This window comes from Acidovorax sp. KPB24-07 (assembly GCF_057543315.1).
In genome coordinates this window covers 1-5323 of record NZ_BAAJYS010000251.1, presented here as the reverse complement: position 1 = coordinate 5323, position 5323 = coordinate 1, and the positions used below count along the sequence as shown (strand labels likewise).

8 protein-coding genes are annotated in these 5323 nt (G+C 69.4%); 7 read left to right on the top strand and 1 reads right to left on the bottom strand.

Features of this window, described 5'->3' with window-relative positions:
• Positions 1–12: 12 nt before the first annotated feature.
• Entirely contained in the window at positions 13–1341 is a 1329-nt protein-coding gene (locus AC27IQ_RS18545; RefSeq protein ID WP_487090345.1) for a dicarboxylate/amino acid:cation symporter, read from the bottom strand.
• Between the two features lie 151 nt (positions 1342–1492).
• Between AC27IQ_RS18545 and AC27IQ_RS18540 the strand changes: the two genes are divergently transcribed.
• The 7 genes from AC27IQ_RS18540 to AC27IQ_RS18510 all read left to right on the top strand — a co-directional run.
• A complete protein-coding gene (locus AC27IQ_RS18540) occupies positions 1493–2374 on the top strand; it encodes a D-hexose-6-phosphate mutarotase (RefSeq protein ID WP_487090344.1) in 882 nt (293 codons plus the stop codon).
• Positions 2375–2410: 36 nt separating this feature from the next.
• Positions 2411–3190 carry an imidazole glycerol phosphate synthase subunit HisF gene (gene hisF / locus AC27IQ_RS18535; RefSeq protein WP_272551361.1) on the top strand — a complete coding sequence of 260 codons (780 nt, stop codon included), beginning with the start codon at positions 2411–2413 and terminating at the stop codon, positions 3188–3190.
• 63 nt (positions 3191–3253) lie between these two features.
• Positions 3254–3790 carry a hypothetical protein gene (locus AC27IQ_RS18530; RefSeq protein ID WP_487090343.1) on the top strand — a complete coding sequence of 179 codons (537 nt, stop codon included), beginning with the start codon at positions 3254–3256 and terminating at the stop codon, positions 3788–3790.
• A gap of 104 nt (positions 3791–3894) precedes the next feature.
• Entirely contained in the window at positions 3895–4302 is a 408-nt protein-coding gene (gene hisI, locus AC27IQ_RS18525) for a phosphoribosyl-AMP cyclohydrolase (protein ID WP_487090342.1), read from the top strand.
• A gap of 11 nt (positions 4303–4313) precedes the next feature.
• Positions 4314–4733, top strand: coding sequence for a phosphoribosyl-ATP diphosphatase (locus AC27IQ_RS18520; RefSeq protein ID WP_284396774.1), 420 nt, complete (start codon positions 4314–4316; stop codon positions 4731–4733).
• Positions 4730–5113, top strand: a complete 384-nt coding sequence (locus AC27IQ_RS18515; RefSeq protein WP_487090341.1) for a DUF4870 family protein — start codon at positions 4730–4732, stop codon at positions 5111–5113. Before AC27IQ_RS18520 ends, AC27IQ_RS18515 begins: the two co-directional genes overlap by 4 nt.
• Positions 5106–5323, top strand: a 218-nt coding sequence (locus AC27IQ_RS18510) for a patatin-like phospholipase family protein (protein WP_487090340.1), incomplete at its 3' end; no start/stop codon positions are given. The genes AC27IQ_RS18515 and AC27IQ_RS18510, both read left to right, overlap by 8 nt.

Below are 5323 nucleotides of genomic sequence, written 5' to 3'. Positions count from 1 at the left end.
CGCGCCGCGGTCTCAGGCCGGCGCCTGCGCCGGGACGCCGTCGCCGCGCGGCGCATCGGGTTCGGTGTCCAGCGTGGCGGCGTGCACGGCCGCCTCTTCCTCGGACAGCAGCGCGCCCTCCCACTTGGCCACCACCGCGGCGGCGATCGAGTTGCCCACTGCGTTGGTCGCCGAGCGGCCCATGTCGAGGAAGGTGTCCACCCCGAGGATCAGCAGCAGGCCGGCCTCGGGAATGTTGAAGTGGTTGAGCGTGGCGGCGATCACCACCAGCGAGGCGCGCGGCACGCCCGCCATGCCCTTGGAGGTCAGCATCAGGATCAGCAGCATGGTCACCTGCGTCTCCAGCGGCAGGTGGATGCCGTAGGCCTGCGCGATGAACAGCGTGGCGAACGTGCAATAGATCATCGAGCCGTCGAGGTTGAACGAGTAGCCCATCGGCATCACGAAGCTGGAGATGCGGCGCTTCACGCCGAACCGGTCCAGCGCGTCCAGCAGCTTGGGGTAGGCCGCTTCCGAGCTGGCCGTGGCGAACGACAGCAGGAACGCCTCGCGGATGTTGCGCAGCAGCACGATGATGCGCCGGCCCAGGGCCAGGTAGCCGGCCAGGATCAGCACGGCCCACAGGATCACCAGCGCCAGGTAGAAGTCGCCCATGAACACGGCGAACTTCAGCAGGATGCCCAGGCCGTTCACCGCCACGGTGGCGGCCATGGCCGCCAGCACCGCCACGGGGGCGAACTTCATCACGTAGCCGGTGATCTTGAGCATCACGTGCGACAGCTCCTCGATGCCGCGCACCAGCGTGCGGGCCTTCTCGCCCAGGCCCGCCAGGGCGATGCCGAAGAACATCGAGAACACCACGATCTGCAGGATCTCGTTGTTGGCCATGGCCTCCACGAACGAGCGCGGCACCAGGTGGTTCACGAAGTCCTTGAGCGTGAATTTGGACGTCGCCAGGTGCGAGGACTGCCCCGCATCCGGCAGCGCCAGCCCCATGCTCGCGCCCGGCTGCAGCACGTTGGCCAGCACCAGGCCCAGCAGCAGCGACACCAGCGATGCCGTGAGGAACCACCCCATGGCTTTGGCGAACACCCGGCCCACCGACGACGCATCGCCCATGTGGGCGATGCCCACCACCAGGGTGGAGAACACCAGCGGCGCGATCAGCATCTTGATGAGTCGCAGGAACACGTCCGAGGCGATGGAGATGTAGCCCGCGATGCGCGCGGCTTCCTCCGGCTGGAGCACGTTGGCGTGGATCAGGTGGCCGATCACGATGCCGAGCGCCATCGCGACGAGGATGCCGACCGCGGGCGGGAGCTTTCTTTTCTTGGGCTGCATGGGTGACAGGGCGCGGCCGGCGGGCCCCGAAAGGGGGAGCCGGCAATGCACCGATTTGGGGAAAACCCGCGATTGTGCTGCATGCGGGACGCCGCCCCGCCACCGGCCCCGCGCCCCTGCCCGGCGCGTGGCGGGCTCCTACAATCGCCGGATGACCGCCACTCCGCCCGTGCCCCCCTCCGCGCGCTCCGTGACCTTCCATGGCCTGCCCGCGCTGCAGCTGGCGCTGCCGACGGGCGAGACCGCCACCATCGCGCTGCAGGGCGCCCAGGTGCTGTCCTGGACCGGCCGCGATGGCGCCGAGCGGTTCTTCCTGAGCCCGCGCGCCGCCCTGGACGGCCACTCGCCGATCCGCGGGGGCGTTCCCGTGTGCTTTCCCCAGTTCAACCAGCGCGGCCCGCTGGCCAAGCACGGCTTTGCGCGCACCTTGCCCTGGCGGGTGGAGCGCAGCGAGGCCGATGGCGACAGCGGCGGCGAGGGCCCCGTGGCCCGCGCCGTGTTCGCGCTGGACGACACGCCCGAGACGCGGGCCTGGTGGCCCCACGGCTTCGCGGCGCGCCTCACGGTGGCGCTGTCCGCCGAACACCTTCTGCTCGACCTGTCGGTGCGCAACACCGGCACCACGGCGTGGGATTTCACCGCTGCGCTGCACGGCTACTACCGCGTGAGCGACATCGCCGCCACCCGCGTGGAGGGGCTCGATGGCTGCGCCCGCTGGGATTCGGTGGCCGACGTGCATTCGGTGCAGCAGGGCCCTGTGGCGTTCGACGGCGAATACGACTGCATCTTCTCGGCCGCGCCCGCGCCACTGCGGCTGCACGCGGGCGACCACGCGCTGACCCTCGCGCAAAGCCCGTCCTGGGGCAACACGGTGGTCTGGAACCCCGGCGCCGCGCTGTGCGCCAAGCTGGCCGACCTGCCCCCCGACGGCTACCGGCACATGGTGTGCGTGGAAGCCGCCTGCATCGACCAACCCGTGCACCTGGCGCCCGGCGCCGGCTGGTCGGGCTGGCAGCGCCTGGGGGCCGGCTGAGCCGCCCCTTCACCCGTTTCTTTCTTCGGACTTCCCATGCTTGCCAAACGCATCATTCCCTGCCTCGACGTGACCGGCGGTCGCGTGGTCAAGGGCGTCAACTTCCTCGAACTGCGCGACGCGGGCGACCCCGTCGAGATCGCCGCGCGCTACAACGGCCAGGGCGCCGACGAGCTGACCTTCCTGGACATCACCGCCACCAGCGACGGGCGCGACCTCATCCTGCACATCATCGAGGCCGTGGCCAGCCAGGTCTTCATTCCGCTGACCGTGGGCGGGGGCGTGCGCACGGTGGAAGACGTGCGCCGCCTGCTGAACGCGGGCGCCGACAAAACGAGCTTCAACTCCGCCGCCATCGCCAACCCGGATGTCATCAGCGCGGCCTCGGCCAAGTACGGCGCGCAGTGCATCGTCGTGGCCATCGATGCCAAGCGCCGCCAGGGCGAGGACCTGCAGGCGCGGGGCGAAGGTTGGGACGTGTACAGCCACGGCGGGCGCAAGAACACCGGGCTGGACGTTTTGCAATGGGCCACCGAGATGGCGCGGCGCGGCGCGGGCGAGATCCTGCTCACCAGCATGGACCGCGACGGCACCAAGTCCGGCTTCGACCTGCAGCTCACCCGCGCCGTGAGCGACGCGGTCAGCGTGCCGGTGATCGCCTCGGGCGGAGTGGGCAACCTCGACCACCTGGCGGACGGCGTGCAGCAGGGCGGGGCCGATGCCGTGCTGGCCGCCAGCATCTTCCACTATGGCGAATACACCGTCGGCCAGGCGAAGGCGCGCATGGCCGAGCGGGGCATTCCGGTGCGGCTGTGACGAGCCGCACCCGGGGCCGCGCCCGCCTCGCGGTGGGGATCTGCACGGTCCTTTTTCGCCGCTGTGCTGGCGGGCTGCGCGCAGGGTCCGCGCTCTGCGGGCAGCACGCCGGCGCCGTCCTATGCCTCGGGCTACTTCGACCGCGCGCCTTGCGCCGACCGCATCGGCCGCTGCTTCGACGCCACCATCGGCGGCCAGCCGGTGGAGGTGATCGCCACGCGCGAGGAATTCGAACGCCTGCGGGCGCAGCTGCGCGCCCTCGACGGTGGCGTGCGCGACGTGTACTGGACTGTGCGCCGCCCCCTGGGCAGGGCCGCGGCGCTCGATGTGGAGACGTTCGCCAACGCGTTCGGGCGTGCCCATGTCGGCGAGCCCCGCGAGGAGGCCGACGTGACGGTGTATGCCCTCGACGGGCAGAATCTGGAGAGCGAGACCGAGCACGTCGCCAGCCCGGACGTCCGCATCGGCGGCCGCCCGGCCGTGGTGCAGCAGGAGACGCTCACGCAGGACACGCTGCCCCCCGGCCGCTACGCCTTCGCCATCAAGTACCTGGGCCGCACCAACTGGGACCGCAAATGGGTGTTCCTGTCGGTGCAGTGAGGCCCGCATGCCTTTTTGCATGAAAATGGCCTTCGGCGCAATAAATACTAGGGCATTGTGCTATAAAAATAATAGCAAAACAGGCCTTTCCCGCAGTGCAGCAAATGACCGAGAATGACTCCATGAACTGGCTCGACGAAGTGAAATGGGATGCGCAGGGCCTGGTGCCCGCCATCGCGCAGGAGGCGGCCACGGGCGATGTGCTCATGTTCGCGTGGATGGACCGCGAGGCCCTGGCCAAGACGGCCGAACTGGGGCGCGCGGTGTATTTCAGCCGCTCGCGCGGCAAGCTGTGGTTCAAGGGCGAGGAGTCGGGCCACGTGCAGACGGTGCACGAAATCCGCCTGGACTGCGACAACGACGTGGTGCTGCTCAAGGTGACGCAGCTCGGCCATGAGCCGGGCATCGCCTGCCACACCGGCCGCCACAGCTGTTTTTTCAGCGTGCTCAAGGACGGCGCCTGGCAGGCGGTCGATCCGGTCTTGAAAGACCCCGAGTCCATCTACAAATAACGGCAATGCCCATGACCATCCCCCTCACCGACGCCCCGGCTGCTCCGCAGGCCCGCCCGTCCGAAGACGCGCTCGCGCGGCTGGCCGCCGTGATCGAAAGCCGCAAGCCCGCCCACGGCGGCGATGCCGACAAGAGCTACGTGGCGCGGCTGCTGCACAAGGGGCCGGACGCCTTCCTCAAGAAGATCGGCGAGGAAGCCACCGAGGTCGTCATGGCCGCCAAGGACGTGGACCATGGCGCCGACCCATCCAAGCTGGTGTACGAAGTGGCCGACCTGTGGTTTCATTCCATGATCGCCCTCGCGCACTACGGCCTGACCCCGGCCGACGTGGTGGCCGAGCTGGAGCGCCGCGAGGGCACCAGCGGCATCGAGGAAAAATCCCTGCGCAAGGCCCTGGCCCGCGCCAACGACGAAGGAGCCAACGCGTGAGCGACATCATCGACGTGGAGCCGAACGAGCGGGCCGAATCGCTCAAGACCGTGGGTTGGATCAGCTATTTCCTGCACCTGATCGTCGCCGTGGGCGCCGTCATCCCCGGCGCGCAGCCCGGGGTCCTGCTGCTGGTCATCGCCCTGGTCATCGACTTGGTCAAGAAAAGCGATGCCGAAGGCACCTGGCAGGCCAGCCATTTCTCGTACCGCATCCGCACCGTCCTCTGGGCCGGCGTGCTCTACGTGGTGACCGCGCCGCTGTGGCTGTTGTTCATCGCGCCGGGCTGGATCGCCTGGGGCCTGATCTCCATCTGGTTCCTGTACCGCATCGTGCGCGGCATGGTGGCGATGAACAAGGGCCAGGCGATCGATGCCTGAGGCAGCGGCCCTCGCAGCGCCGCGGCGGCTCAACCTTGCCCTGCAGGGCGGCGGCTCGCACGGCGCGCTGACCTGGGGCGTGCTCGATGCGCTGCTGGAAGACGGGCGCTTCACGCTCGACGGCATCAGCGGCACGAGCGCCGGCGCCATGAACGCCGTGGCCCTGGCCCACGGCTTCGCGCAGGCCGCCAAGGCCCACCGGCATGCCAG